At 61.3% G+C, this 20,174-nt stretch carries 20 protein-coding genes; 13 read left to right on the top strand and 7 right to left on the bottom strand.

All coding sequences use genetic code 11. From position 1 onward, the window contains the following. Positions 1 to 52 precede the first annotated feature (52 nt). Positions 53 to 2,146, top strand: coding sequence for a 4-alpha-glucanotransferase (gene malQ / locus HMPREF2692_RS02660; protein WP_070433035.1), 2,094 nt, complete (start codon positions 53 to 55; stop codon positions 2,144 to 2,146). 9 nt (positions 2,147 to 2,155) lie between these two features. Here the strand turns inward: malQ and HMPREF2692_RS13090 are convergent, their stop codons facing one another. Together HMPREF2692_RS13090 and HMPREF2692_RS12905 are read right to left on the bottom strand one after the other, a co-directional pair. Further along, complete coding sequence (locus HMPREF2692_RS13090; RefSeq protein WP_162839579.1) at positions 2,156 to 2,317, bottom strand: hypothetical protein; 162 nt, start codon at positions 2,315 to 2,317, stop codon at positions 2,156 to 2,158. A gap of 11 nt (positions 2,318 to 2,328) precedes the next feature. Beyond that, a complete protein-coding gene (locus tag HMPREF2692_RS12905; RefSeq protein WP_070498110.1) occupies positions 2,329 to 2,526 on the bottom strand; it encodes a hypothetical protein in 198 nt (65 codons plus the stop codon). Between the two features lie 33 nt (positions 2,527 to 2,559). Here HMPREF2692_RS12905 and HMPREF2692_RS02650 point away from each other — a divergent pair, with 33 nt between their 5' ends. Beyond that, on the top strand, positions 2,560 to 3,849 hold the full coding sequence (locus HMPREF2692_RS02650) for a carboxylesterase family protein (RefSeq protein WP_070455928.1): 1,290 nt from the start codon (positions 2,560 to 2,562) through the stop codon (positions 3,847 to 3,849). Here the strand turns inward: HMPREF2692_RS02650 and idi are convergent. Together idi and HMPREF2692_RS02640 are read right to left on the bottom strand one after the other, a co-directional pair. Then, a complete protein-coding gene (gene idi, locus HMPREF2692_RS02645) occupies positions 3,844 to 4,386 on the bottom strand; it encodes an isopentenyl-diphosphate Delta-isomerase (RefSeq protein ID WP_070498106.1) in 543 nt (180 codons plus the stop codon). The genes HMPREF2692_RS02650 and idi overlap by 6 nt on opposite strands. After that, positions 4,383 to 4,925 (bottom strand): hypothetical protein, encoded by a 543-nt coding sequence (locus HMPREF2692_RS02640; RefSeq protein WP_070433031.1) that lies wholly within the window; start codon positions 4,923 to 4,925, stop codon positions 4,383 to 4,385. The genes idi and HMPREF2692_RS02640 overlap by 4 nt, the downstream gene beginning before the upstream one ends. Positions 4,926 to 5,073: 148 nt before the next feature. Between HMPREF2692_RS02640 and HMPREF2692_RS02635 the strand changes: the two genes are divergently transcribed. The 10 genes from HMPREF2692_RS02635 to HMPREF2692_RS02590 all read left to right on the top strand — a co-directional run bounded on the left by HMPREF2692_RS02635 (position 5,074) and on the right by HMPREF2692_RS02590 (position 17,845). After that, the gene (locus HMPREF2692_RS02635) at positions 5,074 to 6,945 is read left to right on the top strand and encodes an ABC transporter ATP-binding protein (RefSeq protein ID WP_070455926.1); all 1,872 of its coding nucleotides are present in this window, start codon (positions 5,074 to 5,076) and stop codon (positions 6,943 to 6,945) included. A gap of 42 nt (positions 6,946 to 6,987) precedes the next feature. Further along, on the top strand, positions 6,988 to 8,103 hold the full coding sequence (locus HMPREF2692_RS02630; RefSeq protein ID WP_070455925.1) for a MalY/PatB family protein: 1,116 nt from the start codon (positions 6,988 to 6,990) through the stop codon (positions 8,101 to 8,103). An 88-nt stretch (positions 8,104 to 8,191) separates the two neighbouring features. Beyond that, positions 8,192 to 9,541, top strand: a complete 1,350-nt coding sequence (gene brnQ / locus HMPREF2692_RS02625) for a branched-chain amino acid transport system II carrier protein (protein WP_070455924.1) — start codon at positions 8,192 to 8,194, stop codon at positions 9,539 to 9,541. 70 nt (positions 9,542 to 9,611) lie between these two features. Further along, on the top strand, positions 9,612 to 10,604 hold the full coding sequence (locus HMPREF2692_RS02620; protein ID WP_070822671.1) for an LLM class flavin-dependent oxidoreductase: 993 nt from the start codon (positions 9,612 to 9,614) through the stop codon (positions 10,602 to 10,604). A gap of 130 nt (positions 10,605 to 10,734) precedes the next feature. Beyond that, positions 10,735 to 11,487 (top strand): GntR family transcriptional regulator, encoded by a 753-nt coding sequence (locus HMPREF2692_RS02615; RefSeq protein ID WP_070822669.1) that lies wholly within the window; start codon positions 10,735 to 10,737, stop codon positions 11,485 to 11,487. Between the two features lie 54 nt (positions 11,488 to 11,541). Beyond that, positions 11,542 to 13,026, top strand: a complete 1,485-nt coding sequence (locus HMPREF2692_RS02610) for an ABC transporter substrate-binding protein (protein WP_070822667.1) — start codon at positions 11,542 to 11,544, stop codon at positions 13,024 to 13,026. Next, positions 13,023 to 13,952 carry an ABC transporter permease gene (locus HMPREF2692_RS02605; protein ID WP_083323804.1) on the top strand — a complete coding sequence of 310 codons (930 nt, stop codon included), beginning with the start codon at positions 13,023 to 13,025 and terminating at the stop codon, positions 13,950 to 13,952. The genes HMPREF2692_RS02610 and HMPREF2692_RS02605 overlap by 4 nt, the downstream gene beginning before the upstream one ends. After that, the gene (locus HMPREF2692_RS02600) at positions 13,949 to 14,752 is read left to right on the top strand and encodes an ABC transporter permease (protein WP_070822665.1); all 804 of its coding nucleotides are present in this window, start codon (positions 13,949 to 13,951) and stop codon (positions 14,750 to 14,752) included. The genes HMPREF2692_RS02605 and HMPREF2692_RS02600 overlap by 4 nt, the downstream gene beginning before the upstream one ends. Beyond that, positions 14,749 to 16,149: an ATP-binding cassette domain-containing protein gene (locus HMPREF2692_RS02595; RefSeq protein WP_070822663.1), complete on the top strand. Its 1,401-nt coding sequence runs from the start codon at positions 14,749 to 14,751 to the stop codon at positions 16,147 to 16,149. The genes HMPREF2692_RS02600 and HMPREF2692_RS02595 overlap by 4 nt, the downstream gene beginning before the upstream one ends. 13 nt (positions 16,150 to 16,162) lie before the next feature. Continuing rightward, positions 16,163 to 17,845, top strand: coding sequence for an FUSC family protein (locus tag HMPREF2692_RS02590; protein WP_070822661.1), 1,683 nt, complete (start codon positions 16,163 to 16,165; stop codon positions 17,843 to 17,845). Here HMPREF2692_RS02590 and HMPREF2692_RS13475 read toward each other — a convergent pair. Genes HMPREF2692_RS13475 through HMPREF2692_RS02580 form a run of 3 tightly spaced genes read right to left on the bottom strand, consistent with a single transcriptional unit; the run spans position 17,819 to position 19,883 of the window. Beyond that, positions 17,819 to 17,953: a hypothetical protein gene (locus HMPREF2692_RS13475; RefSeq protein WP_256365590.1), complete on the bottom strand. Its 135-nt coding sequence runs from the start codon at positions 17,951 to 17,953 to the stop codon at positions 17,819 to 17,821. The genes HMPREF2692_RS02590 and HMPREF2692_RS13475 overlap by 27 nt on opposite strands. 53 nt (positions 17,954 to 18,006) lie before the next feature. After that, on the bottom strand, positions 18,007 to 18,633 hold the full coding sequence (locus HMPREF2692_RS02585; RefSeq protein ID WP_061924020.1) for a response regulator: 627 nt from the start codon (positions 18,631 to 18,633) through the stop codon (positions 18,007 to 18,009). Further along, positions 18,630 to 19,883, bottom strand: coding sequence for a sensor histidine kinase (locus HMPREF2692_RS02580; protein ID WP_246823423.1), 1,254 nt, complete (start codon positions 19,881 to 19,883; stop codon positions 18,630 to 18,632). The genes HMPREF2692_RS02585 and HMPREF2692_RS02580 overlap by 4 nt, the downstream gene beginning before the upstream one ends. 87 nt (positions 19,884 to 19,970) lie before the next feature. Here HMPREF2692_RS02580 and HMPREF2692_RS12900 point away from each other — a divergent pair. Then, on the top strand, positions 19,971 to 20,174 hold a 204-nt coding region (locus tag HMPREF2692_RS12900; protein ID WP_141761297.1), incomplete at its 3' end, for a hypothetical protein.

Here is a 20,174-nt window from a genome sequence, read left to right as displayed (position 1 = left end):
CTATCAACCGATCCCCCGGCGTGTGGCCTAAAACCGTGGCAGAATGTGGCCTGTGACTACGCGTGAACTGCTCGAAGAACTCGCCCAGCGCCATGGCGTTGCCGCCAAGTACTCCTCCCAATCCGGCTACCCCATTTATGTAACGGATGAAACAATCGCCTATACCCTGCGCGCATTGGGCGTGGCGGTGGAAGACCGCGCGAGCGAGGAGCGCCTGACACACCTGCTCTACGAGGATTACTTAGAGCGGGCATCGCGCCCGTTGCCGCCGTGCGTGGTGGCCAAAGAGGGCGTCGAGAAGCAATTCCTAGTGCACGTGCATGCGGGCCAGCCGGTGGATATCCAGGTAGAGCTCGAAGATGGGCAGCTCCGCCAGGTCTATCAGGACGAAAACAACGCCCCGCCTGCCGACGTCGCCGGTACCCACTGGGGCGAGGCCACCTTCCACATTCCGGGTGATCTGCCGCTGGGCTTTCACGAAATCCAAATGTCCTCGCCGGGCATAGGCGCGCATTCATGCCCGCTGATCATCACCCCGGCACGCCTTAACACTGCTGACCCGTACTTAGAGCGCCCTGCCGCAGGCGTGATGGCGCAGCTGTATTCGGTGCGCTCGGAAAATTCCTGGGGCATCGGCGACTTCCAGGATTTGGGGCGCCTGGCACAGACCGTGGCGCCTTTCGCCGATTTTCTGCTGATTAATCCCCTGCATGCCGCCGAGCCGGTGCCGCCTGTAGAGGATTCGCCGTATCTTCCCACCACGCGGCGTTTTATCAATCCGCTCTACCTCAACATCGAGTCCATTCCGGAGCTGCAGCAGCTTTCCCCGGAGCTGCTTGACGACGTCCACGAGCTCGCTGCCGAGTTCCGCGAGCGCAACCGCAGTGCCGCTGAAATTGAGCGCGATTGCATCTACGAAGCCAAGCTCCAGGTATTAAGAGAGCTCTATAACCAGGAATTTTCTGCTGAGCGCCAAAATAAGTTCTTGGAATTCCAGCAGGCAGAAGGAAAAGGCCTACAGGACTTCGCGCGCTGGTGTGCCGAGCAAGAGCTTTCGCTGCGCACGGGCCAGCGTCACGCGGTGGAGGAAGAGGCCGGCGAACTCGCGCGTTTTTATGCCTGGCTGCAGTTCTTGTGCGACGAGCAGTTGGCTGCCGCGCAGCGTCGCGCCAAGGAGGCGGGCATGCGCATCGGGTTGGTCACCGACCTAGCCGTGGGCGTGCACCCGGGTGGCGCGGACGCGGTGAACCTCGCCGAGTACCTCGCGCCGCAGAGTTCCGTGGGTGCCCCGCCTGATGATTACAACCAGCAGGGCCAGGACTGGTCCCAGCCGCCGTGGCACCCGGTGCGCCTGGCGGAGTCGGGCTATAGGCCGTGGCGAGAGATGTTGCAGACCATCCTGCGTCACTCGGGCGGCGTGCGGGTGGACCACATCTTGGGGTTGTTCCGCCTGTTTTGGATTCCGCGCATGACGTCGCCGCAGAACGGCACCTATGTCTATTACGACTACGAGGCCATGCTCGGCATTCTCGCACTGGAGGCCCAGCGGGCAGGAGCGGTGCTCGTGGGCGAGGACTTGGGCACTCTCGAGCCGTGGATTCAGCATGTGCTGGCAGAGACCGGGGTGCTGGGAACTTCCATCGTGTGGTTCGAGCGCGCCGAGGATAACGAGTCGCCCTTGCCGCAGCACGCATATCGCCGCTTGGCGCTTGCCTCCGTGGGCACGCATGATCTTCCGCCGACCCTGGCTTATCTGCGCGGCGAGCATATCGCGCTGCGTGCACGGCTGGGCGTGCTCACCCGCTCCGTGGCCGAGGAAGTAGCAGATGACCGCAAGTGGCAGGCACGGCTTCTGAATGAGGTGGAGCGCACCGGGCTGCTGCCGCGGCGCGAGCCAGAGGAAGAGGTTGTCTTGGCTTTGCACCGCTACATCGCCGGCACGCCTTCGGCGCTAACAAGTACGAGCCTGGTGGACATGGTGGGCGACGTTCGCGCGCAGAACCAGCCCGGCACCACGAAGGATCTCTACCCCAACTGGTGCGTGCCGTTGTGTGATTCAACGGGCACGCCCGTGCTCATTGAGGACTTGGAAAGCAACGAGTTCTTCCAGAAAATGGCACGCGCTAGCGCCCGCCGCGGCGATTAAATAAGACGATTAAATAAACAGGCCGATGATTGCCACCACAACGACGAGCGCGATCATCGTCCACAGCGTCAGGCTGACGCGTGACTTTGGCAGGGCGCGCTTGCGGGGTGCGGGAGTTTGATTGCGTTCGGGATCCCAGAGGCCTTCGCGCGGATCTTCGGGCGTTGACATGGTTTCCAAGCTTAGCGGGTGGCGGAAGTGGAAGTCTTCTTCGGCCCCTTCAGGTGGCGGGCCGTGAAGTCGATGGCGAACATCAATGCCCAGGCTGCGAGCGCAAGCAGCGGCACCGCCACCACGATGAGCACCGGCATTTGCAGCCATACCGGCGCCTGCACCATCGCCTGCGATAGAGCACCGGTCAAATTTGTCCACCATTCCATAAAGCGGGATTTTAGCCGAGTACTCTAGCCCGTATGACTAACACGCCAGTTCACGTCACTTGCCCGGCAGGCACGATCACCGGATACACCACAGATACGGTCAATTACTTCCACTCCGTGGACTATTCGGAGATCCCCAGCGACTTCGCCGATGCGCGGCCGCTTCAGACACCGCGCAACCAGGACGCACGTGTTCCCCGTCCGGAGGCGGTTGCGCTGACTATCACCGCGCCTGCCGAGACCACGGATGCCCCAGTGTTGGTCTACATCCACGGCGGGCGCTACGAGCATGGCACCCACGAGGATCCACGCGCCGAAGGAACCGCCAACGCGCAGGCCGGAATCGTGCAGGTGCAGGTGGGCTACCGAGTGGGGCTGCCAGGCTTTGCGAGCTTCCGCGACGACGAGGCCTTCCGCTTCCGCGGCATCGATGATTGCCAGCTGGCGCTCGAATGGATCCAGCGCAACATCGAGTCCTTCGGCGGCGACCCCACTAACGTCACGCTCATCGGCCAATCAGCCGGCGCCACCACCGCGTTGTGGCTGATGCGCCGCGACCACTACCGTGGCGCTTTCCGCCGCGTTGTCGCGCTTTCCCCGGCCTTCCCGTTGCAGCCCTTCGAGGAACGCAAGGCCACGCTGCGCCAAGCCATGGGCACCGCGATTACCCGCGGCTCGCTAGAGAGCCTGCCACAAGAAAAGCTCGAGGCGGGCTACCGCAAGTTTGCAAAGAAGTACAAGTACGGCATGGCATTGGGCCCCGCGCCTTTCGACGCCCGCGAGCTCGCCGACATCCCGCTGGTGCTCGGCTCTACCCGCGATGAGTTCTACGACGTAGCCTCCGCACAGAAGGCCGACGCCAGCCCGTTCCGCAGGCTTATCGCGCGCTATCTCGCGCCCAAGTTCGGCTTCCCACGCAACTCGGTAGATACCTGGATGCAGGTGGCCAACTATTTGGACGAAACCCGCCCGCTGGGCCGCATGATTGGCGATGGCAATATTCGCCGCTGGGTGGCACAAGCAGGCGCCGACGCCCCTGGCCCTACCTGGATGATCGAATTCACCCGCGCCGATGGCCCGGCACTCCACTGCGCCGAGCTGCGCTATCTCTTCGGCGTGCACAACAACGACTCCACGAAAAGGCTCAACCGCTGGCTGCAAAAATTTACCTGCACCGGCGAGACCGGTTTTCCGGAGTATCGCCCCGACCACGCCATCTGGGAATACGAGATGGATAGCGGCAAGCAGCGAGTTGCTTACGCCAGCCTCGACTACGTGGCCGCCGCTTTCAGCGAGGACACCCGCCCCGGCGGGCTGCTATAGCGCAGAAATGGCCTTGCGCAGCGGGGCCTCTGCAATTTCCTCAACCATCCAGGGGCTGAAAGCAAACGGAGTGGCAACCGCGGCGTCGATAAGCGCGGCGGGTGCTGCCCACGCGATGGAATCCACCTCATCAGGATTCGGGTGCAGCTGCACATCCTCCGGGAGCTCCACGACGAAGACCGGGCAGATCTCATGCTCGACGATGCCGGAGGAATCAACGGCCCGATAAGAAAAATCCGGTAGAACCTCGCGCACCTGGTCCGCCTCCGCGTGGATGCCCAGCTCGAAGTGCGCCCGTCGCAACACCGCCGAGACGTTGTCCTCCCCCGGCGCTGGATGGCCACAAAAAGAATTGGTCCATACGCCAGGCCAGGTCTGCTTTGCCAGTGCGCGGCGGGTCACAAGCACCTTGCTGCCTGCTATAACCCACGCGGAAAACGCGAAGTGCAGCGGGGTATCCGTGGTGTGAACGGCCGCTTTATCAGCAGTTCCGGCAGGTAGTCCGTCGGGGCCGGCGAGGACTACGAGTTCTGTCATAGGTTGAGGTCTCCCACGTAGGTGACGTTGCCGATGCTAAAGCGGGCATTCCAGAGGTTGCCCGGGGTGACGTTGAAACGGTACTGCAGGTTCGTCGAAGCACCCGCGCCCAGAGGCAGGTCCAGGCCCGGCGCGGCTACGTCGGCGTTGGCCTCTGGGTCATAAGGCAAAAGCTCAATCTTGGACCAACCGCCATTGCCGTCAGCGCGCTCTAGGACGGGCTCTTCGATGGCATCAGGCGGCAATGCGGTGTCATTCAGGTTGTGCACGCGGACGGTCACCACGGATCCCTGCACGGAGTCGCTGTATACGCCCTGCAGATCCCACTCGACGTTCAGACCATCGTCTTTGACCTTGGCGCCCAAGTCGGAGGAGATCTCCTTGTTGTCTACATCTTTGGGCTCATAAGGCGGCTCTTCCGAGCTAGAAACCACGATGTCTTCGCCCAATCCGGTTTCCTCTGGCTGCAGGATGGCACAACCGGAGGCAAGGGTACCGATTGCTGCCACAGCAGCAATCAACTTCAGAGACCTATTCACCGCGAATTCCTTTTGCTTTTTGGGACGGATCAAAACTTTTCTTTAATACCTTAACCTAGTCAGTGTTTATTGCCGTACAGGTGGCATACTGTCCCTTCTCGAATCCTTCTCACCCCTACCTCAGAATTGAGAGGCGCTAGCTAGCTTTATGAATTCCATCTTGCGCATTACTCGCAGTGCTTCTGCGCTGTGGCCTTTTTATTTGGGAGTGCTTGCCACCGCCACGGTGACCGCGGTGCTCTCGCTCATCTCGCCCTTCTTGGTCCGCGAGGCAACCGACGCCATCGTTGAGTCCTTGCAGGGCGACACCCCGGCCGAAAGCGCCCTGCGCACCGTCATGTGGCTCGTCATCGCATTGTTTGCTGCCGACGCCCTGGGCAACCTGATTAAAAACGTCGGCGGCTATATCGGCGACGTCATGGTGGCGCGCCTGCGTCAGATCCTGTCCACTCGCTACTTTGCCAAGCTGCTTTCCGTGCCGCAGGCCTACTACGACAATCAGGTCACCGGCACCATCATCGCCCGGCTGGATCGCTCGATCTCCAATATCACGCAGTTCGTGCAGTCCTTCTCCAACAACTTCTTCACCATGCTGATTCAGGCCATCGCGGTGTTGGTCATCATGGGCATTTACTACTGGCCGCTGGCCATCCTGCTCGCGCTGCTGTTTCCGCTGTACATGTGGCTTACCGCCATGACCTCGACGCGTTGGCAAAAATACGAGGGGAAAAAGAATGCCGATGTGGACCAGGCCAATGGCCGCTTTGCTGAGGTCATCGGCCAGGTTAAGGTGACCAAGTCCTTCGTGGCGGAGGTGCGCGAGCTAGATAGCTTTGGCAAGCTCTACCGCCGCATCGTCGATACCACCAAGCCGCAGTCGCGTTGGTGGCACTCCATGGATACCCTGCGCGGCGTGGCCATGTCCCTCATCTTCCTGGGCATCTACGCCATCGTGTTCTGGCGCACCCTCCATGGCCATTTCAGCATCGGCGATATGGTCATGATCTTGCAGCTGGTCAACCTGGCCAAGCAGCCGGTGTTCATGATGAGCTGGATTGTGGACACGGCCCAGCGCGCCATCGCCGGTTCCAAGGACTATTTCAAGGTCATGGAGGAAAACTTCGAGCCGACGGCGAACAAGGGCCTCATCGAGGCCACCACGGCTTCCGACGCCCCGGTGCTTGACCTCAAACCGGTTCAGCCTTTGGAGCCGACGCCGGGCAAGCCGGTCTTTGCTTTCCAGGACGTGTCCTTTTCCTATGAAGAAGACAAGCCCGTGGTCGAAGAAATCACCTTTGCTGCCGAGAAAGGCCACAAGGTGGCTTTGGTCGGCGAATCTGGCGGCGGCAAGTCCACGCTGGTCAATCTGCTGCTCGGCCTCTACCACCCCACCGCGGGCCGCCTTAGCGTGCTGGGCCACGACGTCGACGAGCTCAAGGCCGCGCGCCTGCGCGCCTCTGTCGGCGTGGTCTTCCAGGAGTCCTATCTGTTCTCGGGCACCATCCGCGAAAACATCGCCTACGGCAAGCCCGGTGCGAGCGAGCAGGAGATAATCGACGTCGCCAAGCGCGCCAATGCTCACGACTTCATCGAGGCTTTCCCGCAGGGCTACGACACCGTCATTGGCGAGCGCGGCCTAAAGCTTTCAGGCGGACAGAAACAGCGCGTTGCCGTGGCGCGGGCGATGCTCAAGGACGCGCCGATCTTGGTCCTGGACGAGGCCACCTCCGCGCTGGATACCAAGGCCGAGCGCGCCGTGCAAGCAGGCCTGGATGAGCTGATGAAGAATCGCACCACGCTGATCATCGCCCACCGCCTGTCCACCATCGCCGACGTGGATACCATCATCACCCTGGATAAAGGCCGCATTGATGAGATTGGTTCGCCGGCGCAGTTGTCCCAGTCCGGCGGCATCTATGCCGAGCTGCTGCGCCTTACCCAGTCCAGCTCGCGTGCAGACCGTGAGCGTTTGAAGCGCTACGGATTCGTCGAAAACACCGCCGCTGAGACGGAAGAATAATAAACCTGTTGCCTGCTTTTGCCCCGCGCTAGTGTGGGGCTTATGCAGTTTCCATCACTAGAAAAGTTACAAGCCCGCGGCACCCGGAAGTGGACGGTGTACGGCGATGACGTACTGCCGCTGTGGATTGCAGAGTCCGATTTTGAAACTTCTCCTGCGGTCAAGGATGCAATCCAGCGCGCCGTGGATGCCGAGGCCTTTGGCTACACCCCCTCGCCGAAGTCGGCCGGGCTTAATGACGCCGTGGCTGACTTTTATGGGACGCGCTACGGCTGGCGCCCCAACCCGCGGCAGATTTTCTGGATCGGCGATGTAGTCCGGGGCCTTTTCTTGGCGCTGAACTACTTCACGCGGCCCGATTCCCCAGTGGTGGTTCCGGTTCCTTCCTACCCGCCGCTTTTGGAATTGCCAGAAGCCGCCGGCCGCGAAAAGATTGAGACCACCCTCGATCTTGCAGACATCGAGCGCGCCTTCCAGCAGGGTGCTGGCTCCATCTTGCTGGCCAATCCTTTCAACCCACTGGGCACCGTCTTTGAGGAAGACTATCTCACTAAGTTGGTGGCGCTGGCGGAGAAATATGACGCGCGCATCCTCGCTGACGAGATCCACGCTCCTCTGGTCTACGAGGGCAAGCACATTCCGGTCGCTTCCTTGGGCGAGGCCGGCGCAAGGCGCACCATCACCGTGACCGCTACGTCCAAGGCGTGGAATATTGCGGGGCTAAAGTGCGCGCAGATCATTTTCTCTAACGCCGGCGACGTTGCCACCTGGAATAGCTTGAGCGGCGTGGCCAAGGACGGCACCGGAACTTTAGGCGTGCTAGCAGCCGAGGCCGCCTACCGCGACTATGAGTTCCTAAACCAGGAGATTGAGTATCTACGGCAGACCCGCGATTGGCTCGTCGAGGAGCTGCCAAAGCACATACCGGGGCTGAAAACCACCGTTCCGCAGGCAACTTACCTGCTTTGGCTCGATTTCCGGGACACCGCGATTGGTGATAACCCCCAGCCCGCGAAGTGGCTGCGCGAGAACGCCAAGGTGGCCCTCAACGAGGGCGAGACCTTTGGCACCGGCGGCAGCCACCATGCTCGTTTGAATTTCGCGACTTCTCGCGAGATCTTGGAAGAAGCACTAGACCGTTTGGAGAAGGTTTTCTAATAGCAATTAGAAATTTGCCAGACTTCCCTCCACCGTATAACGTGTTATGAGACAGTTATCCCAAATAGTGGGAAACCAGAGGGAAGATATGACAACACAAACACAAACACCTGCGACTCCGACCGGCAAAAAGGGCGGCTCCGTCACCACCATCGTGGTGGCCTCGCTGATGCTCTTTTCGATGTTCTTCGGCGCCGGCAACCTTATCTTCCCACCCATGGTCGGCGTAGCCTCCGGCACCAACTTCTGGCCGGCCATCCTGGGCTTTTTGGCAGCCGGCGTATTACTGCCGGTCCTGGCGGTCGTCGCCGTGTCCATCTCCGGCCAATCCGTGCGCGACATCGGAAACCACGGCGGCAAGTTCTTCGGCATCGTATTCTCCGCCATGGCCTACCTGGCCATCGGCGCTTTCTACGCCCTGCCGCGTACCGGTGCCGTTTCCATGGAAACCGCCATCACCCCGCTGTTCGGCTGGGAAGGCTTCGGCGCCAACGTCACCTACAACATCATCTTCTTCCTCGTGGCGCTCGTCTTGTCGTGGAAGCCGAATAGCATCATCGACACCCTGGGCAAGTTCCTGACCCCTGCGCTGGTCATCTTGCTCTTCGTCCTGATCACCCTGGCCTCCTTCGGCGCCGAACGCGTCCCGGCCACCCCTTCGGAGGACTACACTTCTTCCGCCATGGTCACCGGCCTTTTCGAAGGCTATAACACCATGGACGCCATCGCTGGCTTGGCCTTTTCCATCGTCATCGTCACCTCCCTGAAGTCCAAGGGCTTCAAGGAAGGCAAGCCGGTGGTTTCCGGCACCATCACCGCAGCCGTTATCGCCGGCGGCCTGCTGGCCGCCATCTACCTCGGCCTGGGCTGGATCGGCCAGACCATCCCGAACGGTCAGAGCTATGAATCCGGCGCCACCCTGCTTGCCGACGCCGCGAATTCCACCATGGGCGACATCGGCCAGGCAGTCTTCTCCGCCATCGTCATCCTGGCGTGCATGACCACCGCGGTCGGCCTTATCGTCGCCACCTCTGAGTTCTTCGTGCAGCTGGTTCCAAAGACCACCTACCATTTCTGGGCCGTGCTCTTTACCCTGCTGTCCATCGCCTTTGCTTTCCAGGGCTTGGAGACCGTCCTGGCCATCGCAGTTCCATTCATCACCTTCCTGTACCCGCCGGCCATCACCCTGATTGCACTAACGCTGCTGCAGCCAGTGGTCAAGAATGCCGTGCGCTTCCGCTGGGCGTTCCTGCTCGCACTGTGGACCTCGGTGATCTGGTCTGCGCTGTCCGTCCTGGCGGGCCAGGGCTGGCTCGCAGGCATCCAGCAACTGTTGGACATCTCACCGGGCCAGGCCGTGGGCCTGGGCTGGTTCGCGCCGACGGCGATTGCAGCCCTCATCGGCATGGGCATCGACTTCGCACAGCGAAATAAATAGTCCGGGCGTAGCGTTGGAAATAAGAGCACTTTCCAACCTGCAACTTCAACCTGCAACTTAAGGACTATTAGTGACCAACCGCGCAAAGCTTTCCCTGCTTGACTTCTGCACCATCTACGAGGGCGAGACCGCCGCAGAATCGATGGCTCGCTCCGTCGAGCTTGCACAAGTTGCAGAGAAGGCTGGCTACTCCCGCATCTGGTACACCGAGCACCACAACATGCCGACGATCACTTCCTCGTCGCCCGCGGTGCTCATCTCCCACATCGGCGCCAAGACCAACACCATCCGTCTTGGCGCCGGCGGCGTGATGCTACCCAACCACGCCCCCTACGTCGTGGCCGAGCAGTTCGGCACCCTGGCCGAGCTCTACCCCAACCGCATCGATCTCGGCCTGGGCCGCGCGCCTGGCACAGACATGCACACCCTGGGCCGCGCACTGCGCCGCGACGCCCACGCAGCAGAGCGCTTCCCCGAAGACGTTAAAGAGCTGCAGGGCTACTTCTCCGGCAAGTCCTTGGTCCCGGGCGTGCAGGCCATTCCCGGCGTAAACACCCACGTGCCGCTGTACATCTTGGGCTCTTCCATGTTCGGAGCATCGCTGGCCGCCAAGTACGGCCTGCCCTATGCCTTCGCCTCCCACTTCGCGCCCACGCACCTGCGCCAGGCCACGGCCTATTACCGCAATAACTTCCAGCCCTCCGAGGCGCTCAGCGAGCCCTATGTCATCGCAGGCGTCAACGTCACCGCCGCCGATACCAAGGAGGCTGCCGACGCCGAGTATGAAAAAGTGTGCTTCAACCGCGTCAAGGCCTTCGCCGGCCGCGGCAAGTATCTAACGGATCAGCAAGTCGAGCAGATCAAGAACTCCCACCAGGGCGCGCAGATTCTCGGCATGATGGAATACAGCGCCGTGGGCACCACCGACCACGTACGCGACTACCTCACAGACTTCCAGGAGCTAGCCCAAGCTGACGAGCTGATGATCTCGCTTCAATCCAACGGTCATGACAACCTCCTGCAGAACATGAACCTGCTCGCGGATGCATGGGAACTCGGCTAGAAATACCCCCGCCAAACACCTCCCAAAAACTTGTGCATATTCTAGTCTCGAGCGATTAAGACGCTCGATTTAACTTGATTAGCATTTCCATTATTTGGCTTCCACTATTTTCGCTACGTAAGGAGGAGGCATGCCAGCACGCGGGGTGCAGCAGCACAAGAAGATCGCGGACTATCTACGCGGCCTCATTAAGGACGAGAGCATCAAGGCGGGTGACTTTCTTCCCAGCGAGGCGGAACTGTGCGAGAAGTTCAACTCCTCCCGCGGCCCAGTGCGCCAGGCTATTTCGAGCCTGCGCGCCGAAGGCTTAGTAAGCTCTGGCCGCGGACGTCGCTCCGTGGTGTTAGGCAGCTTCACCGCGGAGAACTTCGACGCGATCTGCTCCATCACCAACTGGCTGAGCGGCCGCGGATACAACGTTGGGCAAAAGACCCTGTGGACCGCCCGCCGCCCTGCCCCCAAGGAGGCGGCAAGCTACCTGCGCATCAGCGAGGACGAACAGGTGGTGTTTGTACACCGCATCCGCAGCATCGACGGCGCGCCGGTTGCCATCGAGCGCATGTATTTCCCGCTGCACGTGGGCAAGCACATTTTGGACTTCGATGCCGATTCCGGCTCCATCCACAATCATCTGATGGCCCAGGGCGTCGAATTCGATAACGCGCACCGCGAGCTGACCCTTACCTGCGCCTCCGAAGAAGACGCAGCAGCCCTTAGCTGCGAGCCTGGCACTCCGCTGTGGCGCATCCACATTGAGCTTTCCGATCACGCTGGCCGCCCCGTGGAGTACACCACCAATCTCCTGCGCGCGGATCGCATGAAGGTCGGCATTACCAACGTCCGCGGCACTACTTCCCCACTCGAGGTCATCCTTACTGACTAACCCTCCACCCGAGGGATATTCGCTTAACCGAGCCGAAACGCTTAACCTGCTTACATGAAGAAAGTACACCTAGCGCGTGCAACGAGCGCGCTGGTTCTCGGGGCGTCGCTAAGCGCGTGCTCAGCCGGACACACGGCGGTCAAACCCACCGCCAGTGATTCGCTGACCATTGCCGCAACCGGCGCTGCTACCTCTCTCGATTTCACCAACGTCGGCGGAGCTGCCATCCCCGCCGCACTCATGAGCAACGTCTACGAAACCCTCGTACGCATCGAAGGCGACGAGATTGTGCCAGGCCTCGCCGAAAGCTGGGATGCGAAAGACACCACCTATACCTTCCGCCTGCGCCGTGGTGTGCAATTTAGCAACGGCGACGAATTCACCGCCGAGACCGCTGCTTATTCCATCAACAACGTGAAGGAAAAGTGGACCAACGGCATCTCCAAGCAGATGGAGGTAGTAGAAAGCGCCAAGGCGCTGGACAAATACACGCTGCAGGTAAAGCTGAAGAAACACTCGAATAGCTGGCTGTGGTCCATGGGCACGGCAATCGGTGCGATGATGACGCCAAACGCCATGGACTTGGCCACCCAGCCCGTGGGTACGGGCCCCTTTGAGCTTGCCGGATTCGCGCCCGGTGAATACATCTCCCTGCGCCCGCACCAGAATTACTGGGGCAAAGTGCCAAAAGAGCAGGTGACCATCCAGTATTTCCCCGATGCAATCTCTTCGGTCAATTCCCTAAAGTCCGGCGGCGTCGACGTGGTTTGGGCGATGCAGAACCCAGAGCTGCTCGATAACTTGGGCGAGGGAATCCGCACCGCCGTGGGCACCACCAACGGCGAGGTGCTGCTTTCCATGAACAACAACGCCGCACCTTTCGACGACCCACGCGTGCGCCGCGCAGTGGCCTATGCCGTCGACCGCAAGGCCGCGAATCAGATTCTGTGGGACGGCCTGGCCAAGGACACCGGCGGCGCGCCCGTACCTCCTACCGACCCATGGTTCAACGAGAAGGACTATTACCCTTACTCCCCGCAGCGCGCGAAAGAGCTTTTGCAAGAAGCCGGCGCCGAGGGCGCGCACATCACGATTACCGCGCCGACCCTGCCCTATGCCCAGCGCGTCTCTGAGCTTTTATACTCGCAGCTAACTGAGGTCGGCTTCGACGTCACCCTCGAATCCGCCGAGTTCCCCGCCGTCTGGTTGGGCCAAGTCATGGGCGCGAAGGATTACCAAATGTCCCTGGTCTCCCACGTGGAGCCGCGCGATATTCCGACGCTCTTCGGCAACCCGGACTATTACCTGGGCTATGACTCGCAGAAGACCCGCGACCTGCTTTCCGCTGCGGATTCCGCCCCGGAGAGCAAATACGCCGCGGGCATGGAAAAGGCCGTGGACCAAATCATGGCCGATGCCGGTGCGCTGACGCTGATGAACATGCCCAACATCGTCCTCTACCGCGACGGCATCGAGGGCCTGAACCCGAACCAGGTAACCGACGCCATCGAACTGGCAGATCTCAAGGAGGCACCGTGACCTATCTCAAGGCTCTCGCCAAGTTCGTGGTGACCTTGTTCGCCGCCTCCATCGCCATCTTCCTGCTCATGCGCGCAGTCCCGGGCAACCCGGCGCGCGTGGCACTGGGCGTTAACGCCACCGACGACGCCGTCGCCGAGCTGACCACCGCCTTGGGCCTCGACCGCCCGCTTTTGACGCAGTACTTCGATTGGGTCGGCGGCCTGCTCAGCGGCAACTTCGGCACCTCCCTGGCCTCCCAACAGGACATCACTCCGCTGGTGGTTGACCGCGCGCAGGTCTCGCTGATCTTGGTGGGGCTGGCGATCCTCTTAGCCCTCGCCGGCGCCGTGCCGATTGGCATGTGGCTGGCGCGCACGGGCAACACGTTCGTCTCCGCACTCACCCAGATAGGCATCGCGATCCCAAGCTTCCTCGTGGGCATCATCATGGTGGCCTTCTTCGCGGTGCGGCTGGGTTGGCTGCCGGCCAATGGCTGGATTCCGCCAGACCAGGACTTCGGTGGCTTTATCGCCCGCCTCATCATGCCAGTGATCTCCCTGGCCTTGGTGCAGGGCGCGATGCTCACCCGCTACGTGCGCTCCTCCATCGTGGATGTGATGGACCAGGATTACATCCGCACCGCCCGCGCGCTGGGTCTATCCCACGCGGAGGCGCTGCGCCGCCACGGCCTGCGCAATGCGGCCCTGCCGGTGCTTACGGTCACGGGCCTGCAGCTGACCACGCTGATTGTGGGTGCGGTGGTCATCGAGTCCGTCTTCGTCATTCCGGGCCTGGGCAGCATGCTTCTCGACGCCGTGTCCAACCGCGATCTCACCACCGTGCAGACCCTGGTTATGCTGTTGGTCTTTTTCACATTGGCCATCAACTTGGCCACCGACTTGGCCTACCGCGTAATCGATCCGCGTTTGAAGGAGAAGCGATGAAGAAGTTGGGTTTCGTTCTCGTCGGTATCACCGCCCTCCTCGCGGCGGTCTCCCTTTTCTGGACGCCTTATGCCCCGAACATCGCCTCGCCCGATTTGCTGGCGGGCAGCTCCGCTGAGCATCTCCTCGGCACCGATCGCTTTGGTCGCGACATCACCTCGCGCCTGATGGTCGGCGCACGCATCACGCTCTTCGTGGGCGTCATCGCCGTCGGCATTGCCGCGCTCGTCGGCGTTCCGCTCGGTGTGGTGGCGGGCATGCAACGCAATAGCATCCTCGACTCCCTCATCATGCGTGGCTCCGATCTGCTGCTGGCTTTCCCTGCCTTGCTGCTGGCCATCATCGCCGGCGCGGTATGGGGTCCGTCGACGATTTCGGCCATGATCGCCATCGGCATCGCGGGAATCCCTTCCTTCGCCCGCGTGGCACGCTCTGGCACCCTGCAGGTGGTCACGCAGGACTTCATCGCCTCGGCGCGCGTGTCCAAGGTTCCAGCGCCCACCATCGCGGTGCGCCATATCCTGCCTAACATCGCCCCGCTTATCATCGTGCAGTCCTCCGTCTACTTCGCACTCGCGATCCTCGCCGAGGCCGGCCTTTCCTACCTGGGCCTCGGCACCACCCCGCCCACCGCGTCTTGGGGCCGCATGCTGCAAGATTCCCAGTCCCTGCTGGCCAGCCATCCCATGCAGGCCTTCTGGCCGGGCCTTGCCATCGCCGCCACGGTGCTGGGCTTTAACCTGCTTGGCGACGCCCTGCGCGACATCCTCGATCCCCGCCTGAAAGGAGGCAAGCGATGATTACCGTCACCGACCTTCGCATCCATAACGGCGATAAAACGCTCGTCGGCCCTTTGAACTTTTCCTTGGATGCCGGCGAGAGCCTCGGCATTATCGGTGAGTCCGGCTCCGGCAAGTCCCTGACCGCGCTGTCCATCATGGGCTTACTGCCAAAGAACCTCCACGCTGAGGGTTCCATCGAGTTTGGCGGACGCGAGCTCGTGGGCCTACGCGACCGCCAGGTGCGCAAGCTACGCGGCGCCAACATGGCGATGGTCTTCCAGGAGCCGATGAGCGCGCTTGATCCGCTCATGCGCGTGAGCAAGCAGCTGCGCTACGCCGGCGCGTCTGCTGAGGCGCTCAACGAGGTAGGCCTCTATCCGGCCCTTGCCTCGCGCTTCCCACACGAGCTGTCTGGTGGCCAGCGCCAGCGCGTAATGATTGCCATGGCCATGTCCCGCAACCCCAAGCTGCTCATCTGCGACGAGCCCACCACGGCCCTCGATGCCACCACGCAAGACGGCATCCTGGACCTCATCATGGAACTGACCCAGCGTCACAACACCGCGCTGCTGTTCATCAGCCATGACCTACGCGTCATCCGCCGCATGTGCCCTGAGACGTTGGTCATGCAGGACGGCCAGATCGTCGAATCCGGCGCGGCGCTGGACAACCCCCAGCACCCGTACACCAAGCACCTCATCGCGGCCTCCCAGTCCAAGCCGGCCGCCACTGAGCCGAAGCTCGGCGAGGTTGTCATTTCCCTCGACCACGTCACCAAGGCTTACGGCTCCACTACTGCGCTTTCCGACGTCTCCCTCGAAGTACGCAAGGGCGAGCGCATCGGCGTCGTCGGCAGCTCCGGCTCCGGTAAGACGACGTTGCTCAAGCTCATCACCGGCCTTGAGCAGCCAACCTCCGGGTCCGTGAAGGTGGAAGGCCGCGTGCAGATGGTATTCCAGGACCCGCAAGGTTCCCTCAATCCGCGCATGCCGATCTGGAAGATCGTGGCTGAGGGCTCGCCCACACAGGTCACGCGTGCCGAGATTGCGAAAATCTTGGCGGAGGTCGGCATCGACGAGGATGCCTTGGACCGCTTCCCCCACGAGTTCTCCGGCGGCCAGCGCCAGCGCATCTCGATTGCCCGCGCGGTCATCGGCAACCCGGACATCCTCCTCGCCGACGAAGCGGTCTCCGCCCTCGACGTCTCCGTGCGCGCCCAGGTCCTCGAGCTGCTTGAAAAGCTCGTTGAAAGCTACGGCCTGACGCTGGTGTTCATCTCGCACGATCTGGGTGTGGTCAAGCAAGTGTGTTCCAGCCTGACTGTCATCCACAATGGTGAGCTGGTCGAACGCGGAGTATGGTCCGCCCCACAGCACCCGTATACCAAGTCGCTTCTAGAGGCTGCGCAGGGGTAACGTATGCCGCGATATGAGCGAATTGATTGAGCATCCCCTACCGCAACGCCCGCGCCCGCTACAGCTTTTCACCGCCTACAACTCTTCGGTGACTCGCTGGCCGGGCGCGATGCGTGCTGCTCTCGCCATCGCCATTCCCGGCGCGCTCGCCATCCTCACCGGCCACCCCGACGCCGTGCTGTTGGTCACCGCGGGCGCGATGTCCGTCATTTACGGCGAGGGGCACCCCTATCGCCCCCGCCGTTGGGTGATTCTCACTGCGGGTGTGCTCCTTACCTTGGCCGCTACCGTTGGTTCGTTGGTGGGTGAGCTCGTTTTCGCCCCGGGCCACGGACACTGGTGGCTTTTGCTGTCTGCGGCCTTTGCTATTTCCATTGGCGCGCTCGGCGCCTTCCTGCAGAATGCGCTACGCCTGCCGCCGCCGGGTTCCTTCTTCGTGGTGATGGTCGGCGGCGGCTCCACCATGCTCGCGCGCACCGACATCACCCCCTTTGAGGTCGCTGCGTGGTCCATTGCGGGTGTCATCGCTGCATACTGCCTGGGGATGCTGCCTCGCTTCCACTCCCCGCACGGTCCGGAGACCCGCACTGTCGCGACCTTAGAGAAGGCCACTGCCGCCTTTGAGAACTCCACAACCGACGTCTTGGCACGCCACCATCAGGCGCAGACGGCGCTGGCAAATACGTGGCAAGCGCTTTCCGACGCCGGTATCGTCCGCGGCGGCCGCGTCATCCAAACATCACAAGGCCACCTCGTGGAGCGTGCCCTTGCCGCGCAGAACCGCATCGTGCAGCACAACCAGTCGCTGGAACTCTCTGCCAACTCGGATGAGCTTTCTGACTCCCCAACCTTGGTCGACCCAAACCGCACCGCCATCCCACACACCAAGCCGACGATGCGCTACCGCATCTACCGCGCGTCGGTGGGCAACTCGCATGCGGTGGTGACGGTAGAAAAGATTCTGCTTGCGGCCATCGCCACCACGCTCGTGGGCCTTGCGCTGGGCCTAGATCGCCCGGACTGGGGCGCAGTTTCCGTGCTGCTTCTTCTGCAGTGGGGCCCGGACCATGTGCCCGGTACCATCCGCGGATTGCAGCGAATGGTGGGCTCGCTGCTCGGTGTGTGCGTGTTCTACCTCATTGCGTCCTTCGGATTAGAAAGCTGGACGCTGCTGCTCGCGCTCGCTGCCTGCCAATTCTGCGCGGAGATCTTCGTGGTCAAGAACTACGCCATCTGCGTCATCTTCTCCACGCCCCTGGCGCTGCTCATGGGCCATACGGCCGATCACTTGGCGTTCACGGCCTTCTCCCGCATCAGTGAGATCGCGCTGTCGGTGGTCTTTTCCTTGCTGGTGCTTTGGCTATGGAAGCCGCGCGCCCAGCTGACCAACCACTACCGTCTGCAGGTCCGCTGCCAGGAAGCAATCACCAGCCTGCTGGGCGCACTACTTTTCTCGACCCCCGACGAGTCCCTAGCCGCTCGCCGCGACCTGCAGTACGAGCTGCTTTCTGAGCGCCGCTCCATCCAGTCCATTGCAGTCAACCACCCGCAACACGTGGGTGAGTTCTGGCAGCGCCACCTTGCCCTGCAGCATGCGGGCTATTTCATCTTGGATTATTGCTCAATTCACCCGGACGAGGTTCCGGGTGACATCAACGCGCTGGTATCCCTAGCTCGAATAGACTTCGAAAAGTAGAGATTTATCGAGCACATGCTCTTCGATGCGCTCAAAGACCTCAAAAGCCGATAGCAACTCGGCATCTGCGACGTCGTACGAAGAATCATCAAAATTTGGCAGTTGCATTCGTGGCAATCCAATCCATTAGAAACTCTGATTCCCCGATACTAGCGGATAAGCTAGCGCTGCTCCAGCACCGCAATCGCGATATGCACACGGTTCGTGCCGCCAATCTTTTCCAAGATGTGCTTGATGTGCGTCTTGACCGTAGCCACAGAGACATAAAGCTGCTCCGCGATTTCATTATTGTCCAGCCCCTTCGCAACCAGCTGCGCCACCTCGTTTTCGCGCGCACTCAAATCCGCCAGGACGAGCGGCTCTTGCGGCTGGGCATGCGGAATCGCCAGCAGGTTCTGCAGCGCTTTAGGGCTAAGCAGCTGCTGGCCCTGCGCGGCCGCCCGCACTGAGGCGACTAATGCCTCAGGCCCTGTGGCCTTCAGCAGAAACCCCATCGCTCCCGCGTGCAAGGAATCGACGATGAATTCGTCGGTATCGAAGGCCGTCAGCATCACCACAGGAATATCGGGCACGGCTGTCTTCAGCTGCGCCACCGCCTCAATCCCGTCCATGACCGGCATACGGATATCCATCAGCACAATATCCGGGCGTTGTTGCGTAATCAGCTGCACGCCATCGCGCCCATTGCTGGCCTCGCCCACCACTTCGATGTCGCCTGCGCCCTCTAGAATCAGACGGATGCCGCGGCGCAGCAGCTCCTCGTCGTCGACAAGCACTGCAGAAATCATCGTTCCTCCATTGGCAAATACAGGCTCCAGCTAAACTCTTCGCCATCTTCTACGTCTAGGCGCCCGCCCACCAAGCGTGCGCGTTCGCGCATTCCGATAAGCCCATGCTCGCCGCCGCTTGCCGACGCCCCCTCTACCTTCCGGTTGCGCATCGTCACCCGAGCCAAAGCACCATCTTGGGCTACCTCGATCGCAATCTTTTGCCCTGGCGCATGCTTGCGCGCATTCGTCAGGCCTTCTTGCACGGCGCGACTCAATGTATGTACACCCATAGTCGAAATCTTATCTAAGCAATCATCGCGGTACTCAAGCGTGACCTTGGCACCGGCGGCGCGCGCCCGCACTACGTGATCGTCGATGCTGGTGCGCGGGTCAATTCGATCATCGATACGCAAAGAGCGAATGACCTGCCGCAGATCGGTCACTGCCTGCTCGGCCTCTTTTTGGATAGTCGTAGCGGATTCCGCCACCTGCTCCGGCGGCAAATCCTTCCGGTACGCCAGTCCACCGGCATATACAGAGATAAGGCTTAGCCGATGTGAGAGCGAATCGTGCATATCGCGGGCGATGCGGTTGCGCTCATCCTGGCGAACTTTTTCGTTTTCTGCTTCCAGGGTCTGTTTATTCAGCTCCGCGCGCGCCACCAGCGTGGCCTGACGTTGCCGGCGACTATGGCGCGCGACGCCTATCAACAGCCCTGATAGAACCAACACGGCCCAGACTAAGGCATACCCGAACAACGCCATAGGCACGGTTTCGAAAGAGTCCGGCTTATAAACCTTGACGCCATAACTTAAGGTGAGCACCGCCGTTGCTACCAATGTCCAGCGCTTGCTTCCACGCGAGACCAGAGAAGCATAGGCAACGAAGACCGTCAGTGATAACTGATGCAGTCCCGCCGAAGCGCAAATGATCACCGCGCTAACCAGCGCGGAGACCGGACCAGGATAGCGTTCGTAAATGCTAAACTCCCGCGGCACGTGCCGCAGCGCAAAGGCCAGCAAGACCCAGGTGAGGATGCTCACCGACGTCCCAATAACGGCCTCAGTAAGGATGCGATCATCCCACGAATTGCCAGAGCGCTCGTCGAAGCGCAGGAGCATCGCCACCATCGTGGCTATATCAGCCAACACACACACGGCGACGATGGCGGCACGCCGCCACCGCGTTACCCCGTTTAACGTGTTGAGGTAGGTGGCATGCCGCTGCTTTTCAATCCAGTTCTTAATCTTCGACTGTGCCGTACTCATCTCCACCCACAGTAGTAGGAGGCCTAGAGCCACAAATCCACCCTGGGGTGGATTTAACGCATAGCCGTTCTCCGTAGCGTCGGAGACATGGACAAGAAAGTATTAACAGCCCTAGCCGCAGCTACTGCGTATTTCGTGGCAGTGCCGGCGGCAAGCGCACTGCTGCCTGAGCCCACTACCCCGACAAGCGCCGTCGCCTTCCACGATGTAGCCATCACCGATCTGGAATGCGTGCAAAGCCCGACATATCTTAACGACTCCCATTACGTTGTTAGCAGTTCCACCCCAGGG

The organism is Corynebacterium sp. HMSC036D03 (assembly GCF_001836185.1).
In the GTDB taxonomy this organism is placed as follows: domain Bacteria; phylum Actinomycetota; class Actinomycetes; order Mycobacteriales; family Mycobacteriaceae; genus Corynebacterium; species Corynebacterium simulans.
Note: the sequence above shows the minus strand (reverse complement) of the source record. Positions and strands in the feature narration are given on the sequence as shown.

Excerpts from the sequence above, each read along its gene's own strand:
- HMPREF2692_RS13090 (WP_162839579.1), bottom strand. The coding sequence starts at position 2,317 with ATGTCAACGCCCGAAGATCCGCGCGAAGGCCTCTGGGATCCCGAACGC.
- HMPREF2692_RS12905 (WP_070498110.1), bottom strand. The coding sequence starts at position 2,526 with ATGGAATGGTGGACAAATTTGACCGGTGCTCTATCGCAGGCGATGGTG.
- HMPREF2692_RS02650 (WP_070455928.1), top strand. The coding sequence starts at position 2,560 with ATGACTAACACGCCAGTTCACGTCACTTGCCCGGCAGGCACGATCACC.
- idi (WP_070498106.1), bottom strand. The coding sequence starts at position 4,386 with ATGACAGAACTCGTAGTCCTCGCCGGCCCCGACGGACTACCTGCCGGA.
- HMPREF2692_RS02635 (WP_070455926.1), top strand. The coding sequence starts at position 5,074 with ATGAATTCCATCTTGCGCATTACTCGCAGTGCTTCTGCGCTGTGGCCT.
- HMPREF2692_RS02630 (WP_070455925.1), top strand. The coding sequence starts at position 6,988 with ATGCAGTTTCCATCACTAGAAAAGTTACAAGCCCGCGGCACCCGGAAG.
- brnQ (WP_070455924.1), top strand. The coding sequence starts at position 8,192 with ATGACAACACAAACACAAACACCTGCGACTCCGACCGGCAAAAAGGGC.
- HMPREF2692_RS02615 (WP_070822669.1), top strand. The coding sequence starts at position 10,735 with ATGCCAGCACGCGGGGTGCAGCAGCACAAGAAGATCGCGGACTATCTA.
- HMPREF2692_RS02610 (WP_070822667.1), top strand. The coding sequence starts at position 11,542 with ATGAAGAAAGTACACCTAGCGCGTGCAACGAGCGCGCTGGTTCTCGGG.
- HMPREF2692_RS02600 (WP_070822665.1), top strand. The coding sequence starts at position 13,949 with ATGAAGAAGTTGGGTTTCGTTCTCGTCGGTATCACCGCCCTCCTCGCG.
- HMPREF2692_RS02595 (WP_070822663.1), top strand. The coding sequence starts at position 14,749 with ATGATTACCGTCACCGACCTTCGCATCCATAACGGCGATAAAACGCTC.
- HMPREF2692_RS02590 (WP_070822661.1), top strand. The coding sequence starts at position 16,163 with ATGAGCGAATTGATTGAGCATCCCCTACCGCAACGCCCGCGCCCGCTA.
- HMPREF2692_RS13475 (WP_256365590.1), bottom strand. The coding sequence starts at position 17,953 with ATGCAACTGCCAAATTTTGATGATTCTTCGTACGACGTCGCAGATGCC.
- HMPREF2692_RS02585 (WP_061924020.1), bottom strand. The coding sequence starts at position 18,633 with ATGATTTCTGCAGTGCTTGTCGACGACGAGGAGCTGCTGCGCCGCGGC.
- HMPREF2692_RS02580 (WP_246823423.1), bottom strand. The coding sequence starts at position 19,883 with ATGAGTACGGCACAGTCGAAGATTAAGAACTGGATTGAAAAGCAGCGG.